This is a genomic window from Paraburkholderia sp. EG286B, assembly GCF_040965655.1.
Taxonomy (GTDB): domain Bacteria; phylum Pseudomonadota; class Gammaproteobacteria; order Burkholderiales; family Burkholderiaceae; genus Paraburkholderia.
Genome location: NZ_JBFRCF010000021.1, coordinates 69,539 through 92,255, shown reverse-complemented (window position 1 = coordinate 92,255; position 22,717 = coordinate 69,539). Strand labels below are relative to the sequence as shown.

22 protein-coding genes are annotated in these 22,717 nt (G+C 65.8%); 9 read left to right on the top strand and 13 right to left on the bottom strand.

Annotated elements, in window-relative coordinates; genetic code table 11:
- Nucleotides 1-95: 95 nt before the first annotated feature.
- The gene (locus AB4Y42_RS33965) at nt 96-500 is read right to left on the bottom strand and encodes a DUF2471 family protein (RefSeq protein WP_368696586.1); all 405 of its coding nucleotides are present in this window, start codon (nt 498-500) and stop codon (nt 96-98) included.
- Nucleotides 501-598: 98 nt separating this feature from the next.
- On the bottom strand, nt 599-1,261 hold the full coding sequence (locus AB4Y42_RS33960) for a helix-turn-helix domain-containing protein (RefSeq protein ID WP_368688697.1): 663 nt from the start codon (nt 1,259-1,261) through the stop codon (nt 599-601).
- Nucleotides 1,262-1,400: 139 nt separating this feature from the next.
- Here AB4Y42_RS33960 and AB4Y42_RS33955 point away from each other — a divergent pair, with 139 nt between their 5' ends.
- Nucleotides 1,401-2,600, top strand: coding sequence for a glycine C-acetyltransferase (locus tag AB4Y42_RS33955; RefSeq protein ID WP_368696585.1), 1,200 nt, complete (start codon nt 1,401-1,403; stop codon nt 2,598-2,600).
- A 17-nt stretch (nt 2,601-2,617) separates the two neighbouring features.
- Entirely contained in the window at nt 2,618-3,649 is a 1,032-nt protein-coding gene (tdh, locus tag AB4Y42_RS33950; protein WP_368688699.1) for an L-threonine 3-dehydrogenase, read from the top strand.
- A 24-nt stretch (nt 3,650-3,673) separates the two neighbouring features.
- Here tdh and AB4Y42_RS33945 read toward each other — a convergent pair whose 3' ends face one another.
- Complete coding sequence (locus tag AB4Y42_RS33945; protein WP_368688736.1) at nt 3,674-4,288, bottom strand: YceI family protein; 615 nt, start codon at nt 4,286-4,288, stop codon at nt 3,674-3,676.
- Between the two features lie 263 nt (nt 4,289-4,551).
- Here AB4Y42_RS33945 and AB4Y42_RS33940 point away from each other — a divergent pair, with 263 nt between their 5' ends.
- The 6 genes from AB4Y42_RS33940 to AB4Y42_RS33915 all read left to right on the top strand — a co-directional run bounded on the left by AB4Y42_RS33940 (nt 4,552) and on the right by AB4Y42_RS33915 (nt 9,259).
- Nucleotides 4,552-5,376: an AraC family transcriptional regulator gene (locus tag AB4Y42_RS33940; RefSeq protein WP_368688700.1), complete on the top strand. Its 825-nt coding sequence runs from the start codon at nt 4,552-4,554 to the stop codon at nt 5,374-5,376.
- Between the two features lie 90 nt (nt 5,377-5,466).
- Nucleotides 5,467-6,441: a DMT family transporter gene (locus tag AB4Y42_RS33935; protein ID WP_368696584.1), complete on the top strand. Its 975-nt coding sequence runs from the start codon at nt 5,467-5,469 to the stop codon at nt 6,439-6,441.
- Between the two features lie 98 nt (nt 6,442-6,539).
- Nucleotides 6,540-7,250, top strand: a complete 711-nt coding sequence (locus AB4Y42_RS33930; RefSeq protein ID WP_368696583.1) for a TetR/AcrR family transcriptional regulator — start codon at nt 6,540-6,542, stop codon at nt 7,248-7,250.
- Complete coding sequence (locus AB4Y42_RS33925) at nt 7,243-7,722, top strand: DUF1348 family protein (protein WP_368688703.1); 480 nt, start codon at nt 7,243-7,245, stop codon at nt 7,720-7,722. The genes AB4Y42_RS33930 and AB4Y42_RS33925 overlap by 8 nt, the downstream gene beginning before the upstream one ends.
- Nucleotides 7,723-7,908: 186 nt before the next feature.
- Nucleotides 7,909-8,490, top strand: coding sequence for a hypothetical protein (locus AB4Y42_RS33920; RefSeq protein ID WP_368696582.1), 582 nt, complete (start codon nt 7,909-7,911; stop codon nt 8,488-8,490).
- A 154-nt stretch (nt 8,491-8,644) separates the two neighbouring features.
- The gene (locus tag AB4Y42_RS33915) at nt 8,645-9,259 is read left to right on the top strand and encodes a thioredoxin fold domain-containing protein (protein ID WP_368689133.1); all 615 of its coding nucleotides are present in this window, start codon (nt 8,645-8,647) and stop codon (nt 9,257-9,259) included.
- Between the two features lie 126 nt (nt 9,260-9,385).
- On the opposite strand, the gene AB4Y42_RS33910 is transcribed toward AB4Y42_RS33915, so the two are convergent.
- The 10 genes from AB4Y42_RS33910 to AB4Y42_RS33865 form a co-directional block, all read right to left on the bottom strand.
- Entirely contained in the window at nt 9,386-10,279 is an 894-nt protein-coding gene (locus tag AB4Y42_RS33910) for a DUF1571 domain-containing protein (protein ID WP_368696581.1), read from the bottom strand.
- Nucleotides 10,280-10,391: 112 nt separating this feature from the next.
- Entirely contained in the window at nt 10,392-11,450 is a 1,059-nt protein-coding gene (locus AB4Y42_RS33905; protein WP_368696580.1) for an alpha/beta fold hydrolase, read from the bottom strand.
- The gene (locus AB4Y42_RS33900) at nt 11,447-12,337 is read right to left on the bottom strand and encodes an alpha/beta fold hydrolase (protein ID WP_368696615.1); all 891 of its coding nucleotides are present in this window, start codon (nt 12,335-12,337) and stop codon (nt 11,447-11,449) included. Before AB4Y42_RS33900 ends, AB4Y42_RS33905 begins: the two co-directional genes overlap by 4 nt.
- Nucleotides 12,338-12,345: 8 nt before the next feature.
- Nucleotides 12,346-13,245: a metal-dependent hydrolase gene (locus AB4Y42_RS33895; RefSeq protein ID WP_368696579.1), complete on the bottom strand. Its 900-nt coding sequence runs from the start codon at nt 13,243-13,245 to the stop codon at nt 12,346-12,348.
- A gap of 32 nt (nt 13,246-13,277) precedes the next feature.
- Nucleotides 13,278-14,162 (bottom strand): SDR family NAD(P)-dependent oxidoreductase, encoded by an 885-nt coding sequence (locus tag AB4Y42_RS33890; protein ID WP_368696578.1) that lies wholly within the window; start codon nt 14,160-14,162, stop codon nt 13,278-13,280.
- A 32-nt stretch (nt 14,163-14,194) separates the two neighbouring features.
- On the bottom strand, nt 14,195-15,739 hold the full coding sequence (locus tag AB4Y42_RS33885; RefSeq protein WP_368696577.1) for a flavin-containing monooxygenase: 1,545 nt from the start codon (nt 15,737-15,739) through the stop codon (nt 14,195-14,197).
- Between the two features lie 215 nt (nt 15,740-15,954).
- Nucleotides 15,955-16,902 (bottom strand): MerR family transcriptional regulator, encoded by a 948-nt coding sequence (locus AB4Y42_RS33880; RefSeq protein ID WP_368696576.1) that lies wholly within the window; start codon nt 16,900-16,902, stop codon nt 15,955-15,957.
- A 133-nt stretch (nt 16,903-17,035) separates the two neighbouring features.
- On the bottom strand, nt 17,036-17,860 hold the full coding sequence (locus tag AB4Y42_RS33875) for an OmpW family protein (protein WP_368696575.1): 825 nt from the start codon (nt 17,858-17,860) through the stop codon (nt 17,036-17,038).
- A 209-nt stretch (nt 17,861-18,069) separates the two neighbouring features.
- Nucleotides 18,070-19,335 carry a DUF2957 domain-containing protein gene (locus AB4Y42_RS33870; RefSeq protein ID WP_368696574.1) on the bottom strand — a complete coding sequence of 422 codons (1,266 nt, stop codon included), beginning with the start codon at nt 19,333-19,335 and terminating at the stop codon, nt 18,070-18,072.
- A gap of 106 nt (nt 19,336-19,441) precedes the next feature.
- Nucleotides 19,442-20,854, bottom strand: a complete 1,413-nt coding sequence (locus AB4Y42_RS33865; protein ID WP_368696573.1) for a DUF2957 domain-containing protein — start codon at nt 20,852-20,854, stop codon at nt 19,442-19,444.
- Between the two features lie 744 nt (nt 20,855-21,598).
- Between AB4Y42_RS33865 and AB4Y42_RS33860 the strand changes: the two genes are divergently transcribed.
- Nucleotides 21,599-22,621 carry a hypothetical protein gene (locus AB4Y42_RS33860; RefSeq protein WP_368689142.1) on the top strand — a complete coding sequence of 341 codons (1,023 nt, stop codon included), beginning with the start codon at nt 21,599-21,601 and terminating at the stop codon, nt 22,619-22,621.
- The last annotated feature ends 96 nt before the right edge of the window (nt 22,622-22,717 follow it).

Here is a 22,717-nt window from a genome sequence, read left to right as displayed (position 1 = left end):
TCTATCATTCCGTTAGTTGCGTTACGGGGCCATTATAGCGATAGCACGATCCTGGCTGACGCTATTGTTCCGTGCGATGCCTCGCCGCCTTGCGATCAGCCACCCCAGGCCCTCGCACGCCGTACCGCGTCGTGGCGTCTTGCCTGCCGGCGCGATTCTTCTGCGCCTTGTGCGGCGCGTTCGTAGGCCGACACCGCGAACGCAAATACGGCCGGCAGCGCGTTGGATTGTCCGAAGTCGACGGTCTCGTCCGTTTCCGGCCAGGCGAGGTCGCCCGGCCGGAAACGGACGAGCATGAGGGCGTCGTGGCGGCTGGCGAAGCCGAGATCCGCGAGGGCTTCGGCCTCGATCGCATGCAGCAGACGCCAGGTGAGCGGCACCTGCCGCGCGATATAGCGCTGCGCGATGTTGCGGACGATGTGTTCGAGGTCGCGCGCGGCGGCCTGAAAGCGCAAGGCCGCTAGAGCGGGCTCGCACGGCAGTTCGGTTGGGAGGGACATCGACGGCTCCAGTCGGACTTTCACTGTATAAATATACAGTAGTCAAGCCGATCGCGCAGCCTCGTCCGTTCGGTCAGGGCGAGTGGTGAAGCGCACTCTCAGCCGTGGATCACCACCAGCAGAGCACGCGCCTCGCCCTTGCCGACGTTGCGGATCGCATGCGGCTGATCGGCGATGTAGCGCGCCGTGTCCGCGGCCTTCAGACGCTGTGCCGCGCCGGCCGCCTCCACCTCGATGCTTCCCTGCAGCACCGTGAGATGCTCGCGCGTGCCCGGTTCGTGCGCCGCCGAAACCAGCGCCCCGCCCGGCTTGAGCGTCAACTCGTACCATTCGAAATGGCCGGCCAGCTCGATGGGCCCCCACACGCGCAGCTGGTAACCCGCGTCGTGGCCGTGCAGCGTCGGGATGTCGTGCGGACCGGCCACGGCGATCGCTTCGGGCGCCTTCGGGGCGGCGAACAGCGAATCGAGTTTGACGCCTAGCGCGTTCGTGAGCCGCCAGGCCACGGCAATGGTCGGGTTCGCCTTGTCGCGCTCGATTTCCGATAGCATGGATTTTGAGACGCCCGCGGCGCGCGACAGGTCGTCGAGCGTCATCTTGCGCTCGGTGCGCAGCCGCTGGATCTGTTCGCCCACGCGCGGCGGCGTGGTGGCAGGTACGGCGGATGCAGGCGGCACGTTGGTTGCAGCCGATGCAGCCGACGCCGGAGCGTCAGGAACAGCGCCCGCCGGGGCGGTTCGCGATTTGCGGGTGCTTGCCATTCACGGCCTCATCGATTAGAGTGCGTTCGACATATCGAACTTAGGTTCGAAATAAAGGAAATTTTCGCCAACGGCTGACGGCGACTATAGCACCGCAGCAAAACTGCGGCAGGCCGCAGCGATGTGAGGAGCACGACTCATGCGTACCCCGTATCTCGACCACTTGCGCGCAACGCTCGACCAGATCCGCGCCGACGGCTTCTACAAGAACGAGCGCGTGATCGCCACGCCGCAGTCGGCCGACATCCGGCTCGCAGACGGCAGCGACGTGCTCAACTTCTGCGCGAACAACTACCTCGGCCTGGCGAATGACGCGCGGCTCATCGCCGCCGCCAAAGACGGCCTCGAGCGCGATGGCTTCGGCATGGCGTCCGTGCGGTTCATCTGCGGTACGCAAACCGTGCACAAGCAGCTCGAAGGCGCGCTCGCCACGTTTTTGCAAACCGAAGACTGCATTCTCTATTCCAGCTGTTTCGACGCGAACGGCGGTCTCTTCGAAACGCTGCTTGGCGAAGAAGACGCCATCATCAGCGACGAACTCAATCACGCGAGCATCATCGACGGCGTGCGTCTTTCGAAGGCGCGCCGCTATCGCTACAGGAACAACGATCTCGCGGATCTCGAAGCCAGGCTGAAAGAAGCCGACGAAGCCGGCGCGCGCTACAAGCTCATCGCCACGGACGGCGTGTTCTCGATGGACGGCATCATCGCCGACCTCAAGGGCATCTGCGATCTCGCCGACCGCTACGACGCGCTCGTGATGGTCGACGACTCGCACGCGGTGGGCTTCATCGGCGAGCATGGGCGCGGCACGCCTGAGCACTGCGGCGTCCTGCAGCGCGTCGACATCATTACCGGCACGCTCGGCAAGGCGCTGGGCGGCGCGTCGGGCGGCTATATCGCGGCGAAGCAGGAAGTCGTCGACTTGCTGCGCCAGCGCTCGCGTCCGTATCTTTTCTCGAACACGCTGACGCCGAGCATCGCGGCCGCCACGCTCGCGGTGCTCGAGCTGATTGCGAGCGACGAAGGCGCGCAACTGCGCCGCCGGGTGCGCGAGAACGGCGCGCAGTTCCGCCGCGAAATGAGCGCGCTCGGCTTCACGCTCGTGCCCGGCGAGCACCCGATCATTCCGGTGATGCTCGGCGACGCCCAGGTCGCCTCGAAAATGGCCGACGCGCTCCTGCACGAGGGCGTCTACGTCATCGGCTTTTCGTATCCCGTCGTGCCCAAGGGCCGCGCGCGCATTCGCACGCAGATGAGCGCCGCCCACACGTCCGCGCAGATCGGGCGCGCCGTCGAGGCGTTTGCACGCGTCGGCAGACAGCTCGGCGTGATTTAACAAGGATTGCGAATCAAATGAAAGCACTCGCCAAACTCGAACGCGCGCCTGGACTCACGCTCACGCGCGTGAAGAAGCCCGAAGTCGGCCATAACGACGTGATGATCAAGATCCGCAAGACCGCGATCTGCGGCACGGACATCCACATCTGGAAATGGGACGACTGGGCGCAGAAGACCATTCCGGTGCCGATGCACGTGGGCCACGAATACGTGGGCGAGATCGTCGAGATGGGCCAGGAGGTGCGCGGCTTCCAGATTGGCGACCGCGTGTCGGGCGAAGGGCATATCACCTGCGGTTTTTGCCGCAACTGCCGCGCGGGGCGGCGCCACCTGTGCCGCAACACTACGGGCGTGGGCGTGAACCGCGAAGGCGCGTTCGCCGAATACCTCGTGATTCCGGCCTTCAACGCGTTCAAGATCCCGCCCGAGATCTCCGACGAGCTCGCCGCGATCTTCGATCCGTTCGGCAATGCCACGCACACGGCGCTGTCGTTCAACCTCGTCGGCGAGGACGTGCTGATCACGGGCGCGGGGCCGATCGGCATCATGGCCGTGGCGATCGCGAAGCACGTGGGTGCGCGCAACGTCGTCATCACGGACGTCAACGACTACCGGCTCGAGCTTGCGCGCAAGATGGGCGCGACGCGCGCCGTGAACGTTTCGCGCGAGTCGCTGCGCGACGTGATGAACGAACTGCACATGACCGAAGGCTTCGACGTGGGCCTCGAAATGTCGGGTGTGCCGAGCGCGTTTACGGCGCTGCTCGAGTCGATGAACCACGGCGGCAAGGTGGCGCTGCTCGGCATTCCGCCCGCGCAAACCGCCATCGACTGGAACCAGGTCATCTTCAAGGGGCTGGAAATCAAGGGCATTTACGGCCGCGAGATGTTCGAGACCTGGTACAAGATGGTCGCGATGCTGCAGAGTGGGCTCGATCTCTCGCCCATCATCACGCACCGCTTCGACGTGGACGACTACGAGAAGGGTTTCGCGGCGATGCTCTCGGGCGAGAGCGGCAAGGTCATTCTCGACTGGACCACGGCCTGATCGTGCATTGATTCGATGCTGCGCTTACGACGCTGCGCCCGGCGCCGGCTGCTCGAATTCGGCCTCGATGCGCACGTCGATTTCGTCGCCCACGGCCGGATACCAGCTCGTCAATCCGAACGCCGAGCGCTTGAAGTGGCCCGCTGCGGTGAAGCCGAGCGTGGGCTGCTTGGTGAGCGGATTCGGCGCGTAGCCGTTCAAGGTGACGTCGAGCGTGACTGGTTGCGTCACGCCGCGGATCGTGAGATTGCCCGTGAGCGTGCCGCGCCCTTCGCCCGTGCGCTCGAAGTGCGTGCTCGTGAAGCGGATCTGCGCATAGCGCGCTACATCGAGCATCTGCGGTCCTTTCACCATGGTGTCGAGTGCGCCGACGTTGGTGTCGAGGCTCGTGGCGTCGATGGTCGCGTCGACCGTGGCCGCTTCGAGGCCGCCGGCCTGCCAGTCGAGCGTCGCCTGCGCGCGGTCGAAGCGCATGACGAAGCGCGTGTAGTGGAAGTGATCGACGTCGAACACGACGCTCCAGTGATGCGCGTCCATCACGTAATGTCCCGCCGGCACGTCGGTTTCCGTGCGGCTCACGCTGTGCGTGACGACGCGCAGCGGCGTGCACGCCGCGAGACTCGCTGCGCATAGCGCCATGCAGAAGGCGCGGCGCGAGCCGCGAACGAGAGGCGCAAGCGATACCAGCGGCCGGTCTTTCATCTCATCTCCCTTTGACTCGTCGACACCCGTAAGGACGTTTGGCGACGTGCGTTTCTTCCATCCGGTTCGCGAAGCATAACGGACGGGGTCGGATCACGGCGAACCGCGCAGTTCCTCGTCCAGGTCACGCGCACATTGCGCGCCGCGCGAAACTCGGGTCTCATACGCCGATTGGAGCCCGAACGAGCGGAGAGCCGAGCATGCCAGCCACGAACCACGCCGTGCGTTTTCACGCCACGCTGGTGCGCGACGTCGACGCGATGACGGCGGCCACGGCGCGCGCGTTCGGGCGTCACACGCACGACCAGTACGGCATTGGCGTGATCGATCGCGGCGGCCATGTCTCGCTCAGCGATGCCGGCCAGGTCGAGGCCGTGCCGGGCGACCTCATCCTCGTCAATCCAGGCGAGGTGCACGACGGCCGCCCGCTCGACGCCGCCGGGCGCACGTGGCGCATGCTGTATTTCGAGCCGCGCTGGGTCGATGCGCTGCAAGCCGACATCACGCAGGGTGACGACGCGGCGTTTGCGCTGCACGCGCCGGTGATCAGCGAACCGCGTTTGCGCGCCTTGTTCGATGCGGCGTTCACCCACGTCACCAACCAGAGCAGCGACCTCTCGCAGATGGCCTTCGACGCCGCCGCGCTCGAGGTGATGACGCGGCTCGTCGAGGCGCTCGGCCACCGGCGCGCGCTCGCGCAGTGCTCACCGGCGTCGCTTGCGCGCGTGCGCGAGATGATCGACACCGATCCGGCTCAGCCGTTCTCACTCGCCGAACTCGCGCAGGCGGCGGGGCTGAGCCGCTTCCAGCTCCATCGCGGCTTCCTGCGTGCGTTCGGCGTCGCGCCGCACGGCTACATCCTGCATCGCCGCGTGGCGCTCGCGCGGCGCCTGCTCAAGGCGGGCCATGCGCCGGCGCAGACCGCGCTGGCCGCCGGTTTCTGCGACCAGAGCCACCTGAACCGCGCGTTCGCGCGGCAGTTCGGCGTATCGCCGGGACGTTACCGGCTCGCGCGCGCGGCATGAGTCGCACGCGCGTCAGGCGCTGACGCACAACGATCCAAGACGGCGCGTCGTGGTGAGCCTATACAGGCGTATCACCACGAGGAGCGCTCCATGTCGAACCGATTGCCGTCGCGCGAAAAAGCGCGGCGCTTGACCCACTCCCCCCGATCCGTCGCGCAGGCGCAATTGACGGCAGCCATGCTCACCGTCGGCAGCACGGTCATTGCGAGCAAGGCCATCGGCGCCGGGCTCGATCCGCTGCCTGCCACCGCGCTGCGCTTCGGCATGGCGTTGCCGGTATTTCTGCTGCTCATGCGTCTCACCGGCACAGCGTTTCCGCGTCCCGGCCTGCGCGACGAGCTGCTGCTCGTCGCGCAGGCGGCGATCGGCAGCGTCGGCTATACGGTCTTGCTGATCGCGGGCACGCAGCGTACTTCGGCGAGCGACGCCGGCATCATCCTCGGCACCCTGCCGGCCGTTTGCGCATTGACGGCGGCGCTCGTGCTGGGCGAGCGGCTGCGCGCGAGCACGCTCGTTCCGGTGACGATCGCGAGCCTCGGCGTGGCGCTGGTCACGCTCGCGCCCGGGGCGCATCGCGATGGCGCACGCTCGCTCACGGGCGACGCGATGATCCTCGGCGCCGTCGTGTGCGAAAGCCTGTTCGTCCTGCTGAACAAACGCCTTTCGCGGCCGTGGCCGCCCCTTGCGCAGGCTGGCGCGATGACCGGAATCGGCTTCGTCGTAGCGGGTTTGTGCGCGCTACCCGGCTGGCTTGGTGCGCCCCACGCCGTGCCGCTGAACGCCGTGCTCGGCGTGGCGTATTACGCGCTCGTGCCGACCGTGGGCGGATTCTGGCTCTGGTACGCGGGCGCGGCGCGCGTGCCGGGCAGCGAGGCCGCGGTGTTTACCGCGGTGGCGCCGGTGTCGAGCGTGGCACTGGCCACGGTGCTGCTAGGCGAGCCGCTTACGCTCACGCGCGTGCTCGGCCTCACCCTGGTCGTGGCCGCCGTGTTCGCGGTCTCGGGGCGCGCGCTTTGGGAACGCTTAAGCGCGCAACGCGGCGCGCGCGACAGCAAAGTGTCTTGACTTCGGAGAATGATCGTTCTACATTGCGGGCTGGGAGAACGATCATTCTCCCGCTGATTTCCGCAATCCCGCCGCAATCGCGCTGAACGAGACTAGCCATGAGCCCGCCCGCCGTAACGAACTCCGAAGCGTATGCAGACGCGCCGCAGGCCGACGCGCGCGAGCGCCTGCTCGAAGCCGCCGAGGCGTTGATCTACGCGGGCGGCATTCACGCAACGGGCGTCGATGCGATCGTTCGCGCAGCGGGTGCGGCGCGCAAGAGCTTCTACACGTACTTCGAATCGAAGGACGCGTTAGTCGCGGCTGCGCTTTCGCGGCGCGACGAGCGCTGGATGCGGTGGTTCGTCGCCGGCACGCTCGCTCACGGACGTACGCCGCAGGCACGCCTTGTCGGCATGTTCGACGTCTTGCGCGAGTGGTTCACGTCCGAAGGCTTTCACGGTTGCGCGTTTCTCAACGCCGCGGGTGAGATCGCGTCGTCCGACGACCCCGTGCGCGTGGTCGCGCGCGAACACAAGGAGCGTCTGCTCGACTTCGTGCGCGAACAGAGCGAGGCGTGGGCCGCGAGCGTCGGCGTCGATCGCCGGGTCGCCGCCCGCCTCGCGCGGCAATGGCTGATCCTGATCGACGGCGCGATCGGTGTCGCGTTAGTAAGCGGCGACGCCGATGCGGCGCTCGACGCGCGCGCGGCAGGCCGATCGTTGCTCGACACCCTCGCACCGAAAAGCGGTGCCGATTCCCAAAACCGATCCCCATCGCGCGCACCGTCCAGGCGCGCCATCCAACGCAAGGAGCAAGACCATGAGTGATTCGCCCGAAGTGCGTCCGCCGCTGCCGCCGTTCACGCGCGAGAGCGCCATACAGAAAGTGCGCGCCGCCGAAGACGGCTGGAACACGCGCGACCCGCAACGCGTTTCGCTTGCGTACACGCCGCAAAGCGTGTGGCGCAATCGCGCCGAGTTCGTGACGGGCCGCGAGGCCATCGTCGAACTTCTCACGCGCAAGTGGGCGCGCGAGCTCGACTATCGCCTGATCAAGGAGCTATGGGCGTACACGGACAATCGCATCGCGGTGCGATTCGCCTATGAGTGGCACGACGATTCGGGCAGCTGGTTTCGCTCGTATGGCAACGAAAACTGGGAGTTCGACGCGAACGGCCTGATGGCGCACCGTCACGCATCGATCAACGACCTGCCGATCCGTGAGGCGGATCGTCTCTACCACTGGCCGCTCGGGCGCCGTCCCGACGATCATCCGGGCCTCACCGAGCTCGGCCTCTGACGCTTCGCTTTCATCGGGACGACTCGCTACGCGGCACCATGCCAGCGGTGAGCGAGTTGCCCGATCCGAGCCTGGACTCCATTGCGCACGCATCGGGTTGCGGTACAGTTCGTCATTCACCGCGAACCAGCAATCAGAAAACAGGCGATCCCCAGGTGGATCGGCGCAAGAAAGGACGGAGAGCCCATGCGGTTTTGGCAGAAGCAAGGTGGCGCAACTACCATAACGACAACGAACGCGACAACGCGAGCGAACACGCAATCGAAGAGAACGAAACGCGGCGCGGCGGCTGCCCTGCTGCTCCTGCCGCTGCTGTTCGGCGCGGCGCAGTCGGCACACGCGGCGAACTGGTGTAGTTCGGGACTGTGGGTCGATGCGATGGTGGGCTCGTACCACATCCATCCCGACAAGGACTTCGAACAATTCAACCCGGGCCTCGGCGTCGAATGCTGGCCCGGCGATACGTGGGCGCTCACGGCTGGTGGCTTTCGCAACTCCTTGCGCCGGCCCTCTTATTATGGCGGCGCAGTGTGGGCGCCCGAGTTTCTGCACTGGGGCTTCGTGCGGCTCGCGGCGATGGGCGGCATCATCTCCGGCTACAACTATGGCAACTGGGGCCTTGGCCACGACCATACGATCGGGCCCGTGGTCGCGCCTATCGTGATGGTCGCGTACAAGCGCGTGGGCGTGAACTTCATCGTCATTCCGCCGATACCGTCTGACGATCTGCCGTTTACCATCGGGTTTCAGTTGCGGTTCAAGTTTTAAGGGCCCAACGTCCTCCCGCAAACTCTCACCTTTGCTGCTCACCTGACGCCTCTGCCATATTGGCGTCAGTGACGTGCCACGGCCCGACCCTAAGATACGAGCCTTCGCTTCACAGGCGCGCGACGTGACGCGCTATCCAAGTCAGAGGAAAAGAATGAAGAAGTTCACACGCATGCTGATCGCCGCAGGCGCACTGGCCATGAGCGCCGGCGCCATGGCCGCCGCGGCTCCTGAGCCCACCTGGTTGCCCGCAACGGCGGCTGCAAGCCTGCAGAATGCGAGTGCGATCGTCGAAGGTGCGAATGGGTCGAACGTGAAGTCGACGCTTTATGTCTTTATGGACCCAAACTGTATTTACTGTCACCTGGTGTGGAAAGCGCTGCAACCGTATGAAGCGGTCGGCCTGCAAGTGCATTGGATTCCTATGGGCTTTCTGAAGCCCGATTCGGCGGGCAAGGCGGCCGCGTTGCTGGAGGCGAAAGACGGCGCTGCGCTGCTCAAAGAGCTGGAAACGCACTACTCGGAGAAGGACGAATCGGGCGGCATCGCGCCGCTCGCGCACATTTCGGCCGCCGACAAGAGCAAGCTCGACGACAACATCAAGCTCTTTCAGGACCTCGGTTTCGACGGTACGCCTACGCTTGTTTATCAGGGCTCGGGCGGCCGCTGGGCCAATGTCAGCGGCCTGCCGAAGCTGGGCGACCTGCCGGGTATGCTGAATCTGCCGGCGCAACCGATCACCGATGCCGAACTGCAGAAGTATCGTTGAGCGCGCGGCGGTGAGTCATTCACCGCATCGTGAGTTCACCGATACAACGATAGGTGAGGAGTTCCAGGAGTCGAACGTCGTGCTCTCCTCCCGAAAAGTCTCACCTTTGCCCTCGCGGCCCAGGTTTCAGAACTTGTATTCGGGATTCTTCGGATCGAATGCGTCGTCGTCGAAGGACTTCGGCGTGATGCTGTCGATGACGATTTTCTCGAACATCTGGCCGTCGTCGCCGTAGGCTTCGACGGTGCGGAAATACGGATGCCGCAGGTCCAGCCCGAGCGTCTGCTTCTTCGCGTAGAATTGCGGCTTGCCGCTCGGCGAAACGTAGGTCAGCGCCACGACGCGCACGCCATCTATCGTTTTCACCTCGACTTGCGGCTTGTATGACGCGCCCACTTCGACGTACTTCTTCGCGTCGGTCATGAACTGGCTCACGATGAATTCGGTGCCGAGATCCGTGATCTTGTGATTCGACTGCGAGCGCGCGAGCGTGCCGTCGAGCGCGGTCCACATCGGCATCACGCCGAGCAGGCCGCCGAGGTGTCCGTACATTTCGTCGTGGCGCTTCGAGGCGTCGTAGATCACCTCCTCGCCCGAATGATCGCTGTCAGGCAGCCATTTCGCGTAGATGCGCAGCGGCTCGTGATCCAGCTTCACCAGCATGTGCGCGGGCTTCGCGGGCCACTTGCCGTTCAGGCGCTCCCAGCGCGACAGCACGAATTCGTATGAGGGATAGCCAGCCGGGCCGAGCTTGATGAGCGTGGGCACGACGAGCGGATCGAACGCCTCGAAGAGCGCGGTGAGCTGCGCGTCGTCCAGCTTCGTGAGCGCGTCGGTCTTCTGCGCGCGCTGCAGCCAGCGTACCTGTTGATCGACGCTCAGTTTCGCGACTTCGGCGGCGGACGTCGCGCCTGGCGATGCGTTGCCTGTTTCTGTGCCGTCGCTCTGGGCGAATGCCGTGGCGCTGGCGAGCGCAAGCACCGCACACGCGATGAACGTCCGCGCTTTCTGAACTTTCATTGCCTGTCTCCCTTGATGAATGCTTGCGGCCCGCGCGTTCGCACGCGGGCCGACGCATTTTTCAGCTTCGCGGTTTCCTCTTCACGCAGCGCACGCCGCGTGGCGAGGTCGGCTAAGTCGCAGACGGATTGCCCAGCACGCCCGGTGCCGGCGAACCGGTGTCCGTGCCCGGCTGATCCGCCTCGATCGCGCGCGCGTGGCCCGCTTGCACCGTGCCCGCGAGCGCGCAGAGCAGCCAGTCATAGGTCGTGGACGGCGCGGTGACGGGCAGCATGTGGCCGCCGCTCACCACCTTGAGCGTCACCTGGCTCGTGAGGCGGCTCAGCGCGTCGCCGTGTCGGGTCCAATTCAGTACGATGTCGTCGCGTCCAAACAAAACATCGACGGGAACGATCAGTTGTGCGTAGCGTCGCTCCATCTGCGCGAGATCGTCGGTGTCTTCAATCGCGATGAGATCAGCCGAGGCGTGGTAGAAGCCGCTGGGCCGCAAGCTCAGCAGTCCGCCGCCGCGCGTGCGGAAATCGCCCGGTACGGCCTCGGGTGCGAACACCTGCTTGAGGACGGCGGAACTGGTCGCGAGTCCGATGGGGGTCGCGAACGTGCGCGCCACGAAGCGGCGCACGGCGTGCGAGCGCAGCACGAGCGCGCGAAAGGCCCTGGGCACCTCGGTTTGTACGTGCGTGAGCGGCGCGATCAATGCCAGCCGCGAAACGGCGTGCGGATGATCGAGCGCCACGGCCAGCGCGATTGCCCCGCCCAGCGAATGCCCGACGAGCACCGGCGATTCGAGACCCAGCGCTTCGATGAAGCGCGCGACCGTGCGCGCCTGCGCGCGGATGGTCGCCGATGCGTGCGGCCCGCGCGTGGAGTAGCCGGAGCCCGGGCGGTCGATGAGTATCACGCGATGTTCGCGCGCGAGCGCCTGCATGGGCAGCCACGCGAAGTTGCGCATTTGCCCGCTCAGACCGTGAATGAACACCATGGGCGGCCCACTGCCGTATTCGACGTAATGAATCCGGTCGCCGTCGATGTCGATCAGTTGACCGTCCATCGGCACGGCGGCTTCGATGCGGCGCGTGGCGCGTCGCGAGAATGCGGCGAGCGCGGCGCTTCCTGCGACGAGAGCGGCGCCGGCGGCAATGACCGCGGCAGGCAGGGCAAGTGGGTTCACTGGCGGTCCTCAGAGTGCAGGTTGGGTTCGAAGCCTTGTGCGCGAGGCGAAGCGCACGTGGCAAAACGCGTGAAGCGCGCCGCGATCTGCCGTGCCTCGCTCACCACGGCCCAATGCGGCGCGGCGATAATCTCGCGCTGATGTTGTCCAAGCCAGCGCTCGATGCCTTCGGACATGGCCGGCGTCACATAGCGGTCGAAACGCGGCACGATGAACTGCACCGGAATACGCGTGCGGCGCTCGCGCGGGCGCCGCGCACGCGCAAGAAAATTCGCGCGATAGAGTTGCAGCCCGTTGAGCGCGTTGCGCAACTGCCGGGGATCAGGCTCGACGCGCACGCGCTCGGTCTTGCGCAGCCACCACGGCCACAACGCTGCGCCGCCGAGCCGCCAGGCGAGTTCGGGCACGAGCGGCAGATGAAAGAATGCGATGTACCACGACTTCAGCAATTGCGCGGGAACGCGCGGCTTGAGAAACACATGGTCGAGACAAGGACCGGAAATCGAGGTGTACGAAGCGATGCGCGAGGTGTTTGCCGGATCGGTCACGGCCTCCCAGCACTGGATCGACCCCCAGTCGTGCGCCAGCAGATGAAATGGCTGCGCGCCGCAGGTGGCATTGGCGACCGCAAACAGATCGCGCGCGAGTTGCGCGAGCGCGTAGCCAGACTGCGCACGCGGCGCTTCGGAGGCCCCCATGCCGCGCACGTCGTAGGCGATCACGCGAAAGCGCGTCTCCAGTTCGCTGCGCAGCGCGCTCCAGATGCGCGCCGAGTCGGGGTAGCCGTGTACGAGCACGACGGGCGGCGCATCGACGGGCCCGCTGACGTAGACCGCGAGGCGCACGTCGTCGGACTGGACGAACACGGGTTCGGGCGCGCCGCGCATGACGTGGCTCACACCGCGCGCGGCGTTGCCGCCGGATGCAGCGGCACGCGGCGCGGGGCGGCGCGCGAGGCGTACTGCGCGTTGGCCTCGTCGATCTGCGCAACGAGGCCGTCAATGCGCGCGAGATGCCGCCGGTTGTCGTGATCCCACGGATGAAAGCCGGGCTTGAAAAAGCGCAGCCATTCGAGCGCGATGCCGGAAAACACGCCGTGACGCGGCCCGTAGAGAAACTTCACGAGCTTCCACATGCCGCGCCCCTTGCCCTGGCGTCGGCGGTGCGCGCGCAAGAGCGCCAGGTGATAGTCGAACACGATGAGCCAGAAGAGAACCGTGGTGGCGAGCATCGTACCGGTTCGCATGAGATAGCGCTTGACGCCTGGCTCGATCACGAGATTCCAGACATCGAACGAGACCGACTTGTGCTCGGTTTCCTCCAGCGCGTGCCAGAGCCACATCTGCTTGTAGCCCGCCACCGAGCCTTCGATACGCGTGCCCGTGTCGGCGAGCAGCAGGTCGGCGAGCATGGCCGTGTAGTGTTCGAGCGCCACGGTTTGCGCGAGTTGCAGCGAAGGCGGCAACACCTTGCGCGCGAAATTGAGGATGGCCCACAGACGCTTGTCGAGCTTGTGCGCGGGCAAGCCTGCCGCCTGCAGCAAGTCGTTGTACTCGACGTGCTCGCGCGTGTGCATCGCTTCCTGACCGATGAAGCCCATGACCTGCTTCTTGAGTTCGGGGTCCTCGATGCGGTCGCGATAATGCCGCACCGAATCCATGAAGAAGCGCTCGCCCGCGGGAAAGAGCAGCGAAAGCGCGTTGAAGAAGTGGGTGACCGGCACGCCCTCGACGTGCCAGTCACACGCCCTCTCGGGCGGCAATGCAAAGCGGATGTCGCGCCGTATCGGCATCATGTTATGGCTCCCTGTTGTGTGCCTGCTGTTGTTCATGGCGTGGCGGCCGACCCGCGCGCGGCGCGGCGGCGTGCCTTCGCGGCTTCGCGCCGCGCGCTCAACACGACCAGTGCCTGGTAGGCGGCGGGCAGCGTGCGCGCGAGCCAGTCCGCCGCGCGCGCGTCGCGGCCGATCAGCACGCGCCGCGCGTTGCGCTTCACGCCGCTCAGGATGGCGCGGGCCGCGTCGTCGGCGGTGGTGATGAAAAACTTCTCGAAGTCGTCCTTGCCTTGCTGCTCGCTAGCCACCATGAAGCCCACCATGTTGGGCGCGACGCGGCTCGATTGCGCGATGTTCGTGCGGATGCCGCCCGGATGCACGCAGGTCGCGGACACGCCGCAGCGCATCATGTCGAGTTCCTGGCGCAGCGCTTCGGTGAAGCCGCGCACGGCGTATTTGGTCGCGTTGTAGCCGCTCATGCCTGGTTGTGCGAAAAGACCGAACACGCTCGAGGTATTGACGATATGCCCTTCGCCGCATGCCTTCAGATGCGGCAGAAATGCTTTCGTGCCATGCACGACACCCCAGAAGTTGATGTTCACGATCCATTCGAGATCGCTGTACGCCATGCCTTCGATGGTGCTCGACAGCGCGACGCCCGCGTTGTTGAAGACGAGATTGACGCCACCGTGCGTGGCCGCCGTCTCGTCGGCCCACGCGAATACGGCGTCGCGCTCGCTCACGTCGAGCACGCGCGTGCTCACGCGCACCGAAGGGGCAAGCGCGCCCACGATGCGGGCGGTCTCCTCGAGCGCCGGGGCGTTCCGGTCGGCGAGCGCGAGATGGCAGCCGGCGCCGGCAAGCTGGAGCGCGAGCGCGCGGCCCATGCCCGAGCCGGCTCCGGTGATGGCGGCGACCTTGTTGTCAAAGCGTTTCATGGGCGGGCTCCGGGTGGGGCGATTGCGCCTGGTCAGGCGGCCTCGGTGGGTTGCGTGGCGACGGTGAGCGGCGCTTCGTCCTGCGCGGCATGCGGCGCGCGATAGACCTGGTAATCGGCGAGGGAGAAGTGCGCCGTGGCGCGGCGAAAGCGCCAGGTGAAACCGGGCCACAGCGTCGTGTTCCGGCCGGTGCGGGGGTCGAGATACCAACTCCTGCAACCGCCCACCGACCAGATCGCGCGGCCAAGCTTGTTCTGGATGCGCTCGTTGTAGCGCGCTTCCACATAAGGCCGCACCTCGAGCGAATCGGCGCCGTCGTGCTTCATGGCGGCGAGCGCGCCGAGCACGTACTCGATCTGCGATTCGATCATGAACACCATCGAGTTGTGGCCGAGTCCGGTGTTCGGGCCGACCAGCATGAAAAAGTTCGGATAACCAGGCAAGCTCGTGCCGAGGTAGGCATGCGCGCCGTTGCGCCAGGTCTCGACGATATCGATGCCGCCGCGGCCCACGATCGTGCCCGGCGGGAAGGGATCGGCCACCTGAAAGCCGGTGCCGTAGATCAGGCAATCGACCTCGTGATGCACGCCATCGGCGGTCACGACACCGGTGCGGTCCACCCGCTCGATCGCGTTCGTCACCACCTGCACGTTCTTGCGCGAGAGCGCCGGATAGTAGTCGTTCGAAATGAGCACGCGCTTGCAGCCTATCGTGTAGTCGGGCGTCACGGCCGCACGCAGTTCAGGATCGGGCACCTGATGGCGGATATGGCGCAACGCGAGCTTCTGCACGTTCTTCATCAGCGCGGGATGCACCGCGAAGCCGAGCACGCGCGTTTCGAGCAGCCAGTAGAGCCCTGCGCGCGCAAGCGTTTGCGTGAAGGGCAGCGTGCGGAACAGCCATTGTTCGAAGCCCGAAATGGCGCGATCGGGCTTGGGCATGATCCACGGCGGCGTGCGCTGGAAGAGCGAGAGCTGCGCCACGCGCGGCGCGATCTGCGGCACGAACTGGATGGCGCTTGCCCCCGTGCCGATGACCGCGACGCGCTTGCCTTCGAGTGCATAGCCGTGGTCCCAGTGCTGCGAGTGGAAGGTCTTGCCTTCGAAGCTGTCGAGTCCCTCGATCGCCGGCAACGCGGGGCGCGAAAGGCCGCCCATGCCCGAGATCAGCACGCGAGCGGTGAGGCGCCGGCCATTGGCGAACGCGAGGCGCCAGCAGTGCGCGGCCTCGTCCCATGTCGCGTTCGTGAGTGCGTGCCCGAAGTTGAGCCACGGAAAAAGCCGGAAGCGATCGACGCAGCGGTTCAAATAGGCGCGAATCTCGGGCTGCGGTGCGAACATGCGGGTCCAGCGCGGATTGGGTGCGAACGAGAACGAGTACACGTGCGATTGCACGTCGCAGGCGCAACCGGGGTAATGATTGTCGCGCCACGTGCCGCCCACGGAGTCGGCCTTCTCGAACACCGCGAAGTCCTGGTTGCCGCTTTGCAGCAGGCGGATCGCCATGCCAAGGCCGGCAAAGCCAGTGCCGATGATGGCGATGCCGATCGCGTCGCCGGTACGGGCGGGTGCGTTCATCCGGAGCGTCTCCCTGTTGTCGATCCATCTATGACTGTGACATTGATGGATGTAAACATAGTGCGATCGACGTCGATGCGCAAGGGGCTAGATTCAGCGCTCTAACTCATCAACAACCGTAGGGGCGCAAAGGGGGCGCGAGCGCGCGAAAGGCCGCCTGGCGGGGCCTTTCACACGTTCGGCAAAGCAGAAACCAGCAGGGAGGACGTGCGCGTTCAGCGCTTCTTGAGCGCGGTTTTCTTCGCCGGGCGAGCCGGTTTCGCTGCAGCCGGCGCGCGCGCGGCGCTCTTGCGAGGCGCGGCTTTGGGCGCGCGTTTCTTCGCGGCGCTGGCAGGCGCGGAAGCGGGCGAAGGCGCGGCCTCGCTCGCACGCTCGCGGCCGAGCGTCTTGTCGAGGATCGTCGCGACCCGGCCGCCCAGATAGTCGCTCGACTGCGCTTCGAGCGCGCGCAGGATCTCGTGCTCGACGAACACCGTGGAAAGCGGGCGCAGCCGCCAGATCGCGTCGACGAGCGCGGGCATGTCCGTGGCGGGCGGCAGCGCGCCCTGATCGTAGCGGTCCAGATGGCGCACGACCATTTCCACCAGCACGCGCGCGATGGCGTCGAAATGCGGACGCGTTTCTTCGAGCACGTCGAGCAGCTCGCGCGCGGGAATGCCTTCGCGCACGGTTGCGGCCGCCGCGTCGAGCATGCCCGGATTGCGCGAGACGAACGACAGCCCCTGGCGTTCGAGCAGCCCGAGGTCTGCGAGGCGCGCAAGGCTGCTCGGCGCCTGCGGCCCGAACAGCTTGATGAGCTGCGGCAGCGAATATGTTTTCGGCCGCGCGTGCGACCACGGACCGCCAATCGCATTCTCGAGGCCGAGGATCGAGCGCAGGTCGCCGCCGTCGTCGATCGCCAGGATGAGGTCCTGAATGTTGGCGAGCGTGTAGCCGCGCGCCAGCAGGTGGTTGATGAGCTTGAGCCGCGCAACGTGCGAGTCGTTGTAAATGCCGACGCGCCCGCGCTTCTCGGGCGGCATGAGCAGGTCGCGGTCCTGATAGGCGCGCACGTTGCGCACCGTCGTGCCCGCCACGCGAGCGAGTTCGTCGACGGTGTATTCGCTGTCGGTGACGCGCTCGGGCGCGGTATCGGTCACGGGGGCTTTGGGCGTTTTCGGCATGCAGCGATTTTAGCGCGAGCGGCCCGGCCCACGCGAGCGCGCCTGGGTACACGCTCAGGTCCGTGCCCGGGCGTGCCCTTTCTCGCCCTTACGCGCAGGCGCCGCCTCGCTGTTGCGCCGGCCCGGCGCGCCCCTAGAAGCGGTAAGAGAGCGCAAGGAACGAGATGATCGGATCGGCCTTGAGGTCGGCCCGGCTCACGCCGAGCTCGCTGCCGTCCGCAGCCTTGACGATCACCGATGACGTCGTCTTCAGCGGAATATAGGTGACCGACGCAACGATCCCCAGATGCTTCGTGACGTTGTAGGTCGCCCCGAGATTGAAAACCGGCGACCACGACGACGACGCCTTCGCGCTGATCTGCGTTTGCCCTGGCTTGCCCGCGCCCGCCGCGAGCACGGAGCCGAGATCGTCCTGGGTGGCCTTCACGAAGTTCGGGTTGAGCTGGATATCCGAGAACCAGTTGTACGACACGCCGATGCCGAGGAACGGGCGGAATTTCGCATCGGCGTCGCGAAAGTAGTACTGGAAGATCAGCGCCGGGCTCCATTGGCGCACGCTGCCGACAATGGGGTTCGTTGCCGGATCGTTGAGATTCTGGCTGCCGAGCGCGCCCGCTGGGCCTGGCGGCTTGATCGTGCCGTGACCATAGAGCTTGAAGGTGGGCGGCACGCCCGCCACCGAGGTAAGCGCGATATGGTCCGTGAAGAAGTGGCTGATGACGAGGCCGACCGTATCCGCGTTCGATGCCGAAAGCCCCGTGCCCGCCGAAGTGAACGAGCTGGGCAGCCGCAGCGGCGTGTTGATCGGCACGGGCGCGACGTCCGTGGTGAGCGGCGTGCTCGAATTCTGCGTCGTGACGTGAAACCAGCCGAGTGCGACGACATTGTCGCCGGCGTGCTGCGCATACGCGCTCGCCGTCAGCCCGGCGGTCAGCGCCGCCACTGCCATGCGTTTCATGATGTCCCTCCCAGGAGCGGGTGTGCCCTTACCCGCGCGCGGGGCGGCTCGATGCATGCTTCGGGATGCCCGGCATGCATCGTCCGCCTTTGCTGCGCGCGCCTTTGCGGCCCGGCCGCCGCCGCGTTGCGCGACGGCCGGGAGTGGCCACCTCGTGAATGGCGCGGTTCGCCGCGCCGGTTATTGTTCGATACGTTGCTTCGTGATCCTTACTGAACGAACGCGCCAGCCGTGAAGTACGGGTCCGATGGCGTCGTCATGTCGAGGTAGCCGAACACGCCGCCCGTGAAGATCATCTTGCCGGTGGGTGTCGCGCCGGTGGAGGCTCCCACGTGCGTGGTCGTCACCGTGCCCGGTACGGTCTGGGCGAAGTTCAGATCGAGGGCGGTGGCGAGCGCGGCCTGCGAGGCGTTGAACGGATCGAGCAGCGTGGCCTGGGTGCCCTCCAACGCGAGCGTGCGATAGTCGAACTGGCTGTCCCCGCCGATGTATTCGCCGTTCTGCGAGCCTTGCGCGATGGCCGTTTGCGGCGCGAGCACGGAGATGCCCGATTCGTCGTCGGCCACCGGGCCCGTGGCGCCGCTTTGCGGATCGACGCCGACCTGCGGATACGCCACGCCGGTGCGCACGAGCACGGGCACGAGCTGCCCGCGCAGCTTGCCGACGATCATGAAGCCCTTGCCGGCCGGCTCCGTAGTGACGAGCGTCGGCTTGACCTGCCCCTGGAAGTGATCGGTTTCGAACGCGCCGCTGCCATCGGCCGACTGCGCGAAGTTGGTGCCGGGCTGCTGGCATTTGCCGGCGTTCACGCCCGTGTTGTCGCATTCGGTCCATGTGCCGTTGGCATTGATCGTGATCCTCGCGTCAACCGCAGCGGGCTGGAAATTCTGCGAAGGCACCTTGTGATAGCCGAGCTGGCTGTACGTGCCGGCGACGTTCGCGAGATTCGTTTCGATCGCGGAGAAGCCGATGAACGGGTAGTACGGGAACGTCGTGTCCGGCACGACGCCAATACCGCCCGAGCCCTTGTACGCGATCTCGGCGCCCGGAATCGTGCCGCCGGCCACCCCTTCGCCGATGAATACGCGCGCCGGGCGGTTGGGATCGAGGCTCGCGCCGTTCAGGCGGAACGCGCACTGGTTGAGCTTCGCCGTGGGGAGACCGGTTTCCGCCGTCAGCGTGCCGGTGGCGACCTGGCCTTTGCGCGTGGGCGTCACGGTGCCCGTGGTCTGCGGGATCGGCGACTCGACATAGGTGATCTGCCAGGTCATTTTGGCCGTGTCGAGCTGCAGCTTGACGAGTTCGCCGTCGCCGCCGCCGCCGGTGTAGACGGTGTTGTAGTCGAGCGAGGTGGGGCACAGCGCTGTTTCCACGAGCGGCGCGCTACTGCTGCTGCCATTGCCGCCACCGCACGCGCTGAGCGCAGCGATCATCGGTGCGGCAATCGAGAGCGCCGCTAAAAATTTCCAGTTCATACCGCGTCTCCAGAGTCTTGTTGTTGGCGAGAGCGCCTGGCCTGTCATTCGTAGTGCGAAATTAAGGCGGTCGTGACGGATCGGGCTGCCGCGACCGCCTGATGGACTACTGTGGCTGGATCAGTGCACCGACACCGAAGTAAGGCTGATTGGGCGTGGCGCTGTTCGCCGAACTGGCCGTGACGCCGCCGTTTTCCTCGCCGTCGATGAAGATGCCGTAAAGGCCGCCCACCGCAATCAGATTGCCCGCCTTGCCCTGGGAATCGGTCACACCGATCAGGCCGGGGTGCGTCTGCGTGTAGTCGAGCGTGAACTGGCTCTGCGTCGTCATCGTCGAGGGTTTGAGGAAGCCGGCCTGCTGGCCGTTGATGAGCGTTGCCGTGTAGGCGAAGTTCGAGTCCGCGCCGATGTAGCTGCCGTCGAACGCGCCCGACTTGAGCATCGTCGCGGGCGCGAGCAGGGCGATGCCTGACTCGTCGTCCACGGCGATCTGGTTGCTCAGGCTGATGGTTTCGTTCACGTAGCCGGTGCGTACGACCACGGGCACGATGGCCCCGTTGAGCTTGCCGAGGATCAGGTGCCCGGCGCCGCCCTGGCGGCTCACGATGACGTTGTTGCCGAGATTCAAGGGGAACGGCAACGGTGTGGGCGTCTCGATCTGCGGTGCGTCGGCGCTGTCGAAATAGCTGCCGCTCGTGCTCGCCGTCCATGCATTCGCGGCGGTTGCGCAGCTCGTGTTGGTCGCGCCGCCGGGCACGCTGCAATTGCCGCTGGCGTCGTACTGCTCCTGTGTCACCTTCGCCGCCGGCGCAAAACTGCTGGAAGGCAGGATGTGATAGAGCAGCGCGTTATACGAGCCCTTGAGATCGGCAAGGCTCGTGCTCACCGACGAAAAGCCGATGAACGGATAGAAGTCGAACGTGCGCGGCGCGACGCCGCTGAAGAGCAGATTCGCGGTGGTGTCGCCGTCGATGTTCACGGTCGCGCCCGGAATGCCGCCGCCCGCCACGCCAAAGCCAACATAGATCGTGGGCGGATTGTTGGCGTTGTACGCCGTGGTGTAGGTGCTGCCGTTGATCGTCCCCGTGCCCGCCTGAAGCTGGAACGCACACGTGATCTGCGCGGCGGTGGGCAGCGAGCCCGCGGGCGGATGTTGCACGGCGCCCGTGATGGTGAGGCCGGCACGCGTGTTTTGCACCGAACTCGCCGCCACGGGAATGGGCGAGGTGAGGAACGTGAGCGTGTACGTCATCTTCGTCGGGTCGATGTTCAGGCTCACGACCTCGCCACTGCCTGCGCCGCCCAGATACGTGTTCGCCGCGATGTCCGCCGCGGCGGGACACAGCGCCGTGGCCGTGGGTGCGCTACTGGGCGGGCCCTGGTTCGCGCATGACGAACCCGAGCATTGCGCCGGGGTGATGGGTGCCGGATTACTGGCGGTACCTCCGCCGCAGGCGACCAGCAAAGGGGTCGCGGCCGCGGCCAGCATCAAGCTGCTGCGGACAATGCTCTCCAACATTTGTCTGCCTCCCTGTGTCGTATTTATGCGCAGAAGATTGGATCATGACATTGACCACTGTCAATTGAACGAACCGTCTAAAACGCGTGACGAGGTCGCTTCTGCTTGATGCTTCGCGGTTTGCGCACGCGGCAAGCGGGGTTTTTCCCGAGGCCGCGGTGCACGCGCCGTGCGCCCCTGCGCAATTGGCGTGCCTGAAACGCCTCGTTGACATGTCATCGCGATTCGTTGCGTGCGCGACGGTCGCTGAAAGGCAGAGGAAAGCCGACGATGGAATCGCGTTAGTCGACCAATTGATTCGGAATGCAGATGAATATTCGCGTACTGTCTGTGGGTGAGGATATTCGGGGGTAGTCATCGCGCCGCAATGCTCAACGGTGAGTACATACGGGAATGGTCGGGGTGAAGCACTGCACAAACCTGCGTAGCAGGGTGGGCGTCGCAAAGAAAACCAAAGGTGAGCGTGTGCGGGAGCGTAAGTTCACTGCGGTGTGCGCCGCGCGATTTTTCGTCGCACCGTTTCGCACATCGACGGCCATATTGAGGGCTATGTGCCACGTGTTGCGCAACCCAAAGGTGAGTGTTTTCGGGAGCATGAACGCAATTCGGGCCGTTGCTGCGTTGCGGCAGCGTCGCCGCGGGTGGGTCGTGATTCGCGGTATAGTCATTCGCGACAAGAGGCCTCGTTGTGCGCCCTGCGCTTCACCGCCGCCGTGTCCGAGCGGTCTGCAACGGAGTTAATCCATGGGTATCCTGGACAGGCTTTGGCCGCGCGCCCGCGCGAAGCAGGTGCCGGAATCGCCGCAAATCCAGACGCTGATCGGGCGTCTGCTCGTGCTCAGCCCGACGCTCAAGCTCGTGCCCGAGTGGCGCGAACGGCTTGCCCCCGCGCTCGCGCAATCGGTCGCGTATGTGCGCGAGGTGGTGGACCGTATGCCGCCCGCGCGCGAAGCGAGCGCCGCCACGTGGTCGAGCGACCCCTATATTCACGCGTTTTTTGCCGCGCCCGACGAGGTCGGCCATGTGCTGAGCCGCTCGCCCGAGCTGCATGCCTGGTTCGAGAGTCATCCGCTTGCGCGCGAGACTTACGCGGTGCTCGGCATGGCCCTGAACGAGCGGCGCGCCTTCGGCGCTGAGCAGCATGGCGACGATGTGCACACCGATGTCATGCAGACGACGTTGAGCTTCGACGATCATCAGGTGCGCGTGTGCGGCGAAACCGAAAGCGACCTTCGCGAGCAGATCGTGCAGCGCGTGGTCGAGCAGATCGCCCTGGAAGGCCTCGAGCAGATCGGCGCCGACGAGTCGCGCCGCGACGTGCTGGAACAGGAGCGCGCGCTGCTCAGAACGCGCCTGCAACTGCTCACGCGCCACGGCGCGGGGACGCAACGCATGCTGGGCGAGCACGCCGTGCCAAACGTCGCCGAAGTGGCGAAGGTCGAGGCGCAGATTGCGCAGAACGAGAGCGAGATCGCCGCGCTCGGCCTCAAGAGCGAAGCGCTCGAACATCAACTCACGGTGATCTGCAGGGTGCTCGCGAATCCCGCGCAATACACGAACGTCGAAATGCGCGAGATCTGCCTGAGTCCGATGAATGTCCTGCTCGCGAACGGCGGCCCGGGCAACAGCGCCTCGATCATGTTCCCGCTCGCTCGGCTGCCGTCGAGCCCGCAAGGTTTGCGCGCCTTCTCCCTGGTGCGCTTTGCGCGCACCGACCTGCAACCGTTGCCGCGCGTGCTCGTGGAAGACAGCCGCTTCATGATCTGAGCATGGTGCCGCGGTCATAGGTGAGAAGATCCGGGAGCCGTGCGCGTGGCTTTGCGACGGTTCGTCGACGAAGCGTGCCGTAATCACCGTCGCGCG